This window comes from Mesorhizobium sp. M7A.F.Ca.US.005.03.2.1 (assembly GCF_003997795.1).
In the GTDB taxonomy this organism is placed as follows: Bacteria; Pseudomonadota; Alphaproteobacteria; order Rhizobiales; family Rhizobiaceae; genus Mesorhizobium; species Mesorhizobium ciceri.
Map to the genome: position 1 here is coordinate 1 of NZ_RZRP01001629.1, position 423 is coordinate 423.

A 423-nucleotide genomic window follows, 5' to 3' on the forward strand; every position below is an offset into this window, starting at 1 on the left:
CCTATAGATCAGCTTATGACAGCTATCTCGCTTGCCGCGCGGTGAACCGCCATTCTGCAGACGGCCCCCATTGAAATCACGTCACACTTGTAACTCCCATCTGGCCTCCGTCCGAAATAGCGTTTCCGGATCGCAACCGTTGGAAACGCCGAATTCGACCGAGGACCGGAAATGACGATGTTTGCAGCAACGGGGAACGCCCATGGCGGGAGACCGGCGAGGAATGGCCCGGCGTTAGCGCCTTCTTCAAGCACGCGGGCGAGGTCTTTCGCACCTACTCCACCTACGGGCGCGGCGTTGAGGTGATGATGGGCACCTACGCCATGCTCGACCTCATGCCGAAAGGCCGCAACGAGAAGGAGGGAATGGACTGGGTACGTCGCCACGATCGATACGAGTAGCCACTCCGGGAAGCCGTGGAAT

General features: G+C 59.6%; 1 pseudogene. It reads left to right on the forward strand.

Annotated features, from left to right (window positions below):
- Positions 1-185: 185 nt before the first annotated feature.
- Positions 186-401 (forward strand): annotated as a pseudogene (locus EN991_RS39525) (DUF899 family protein); the annotation flags it as partial.
- Positions 402-423: the final 22 nt, after the last annotated feature.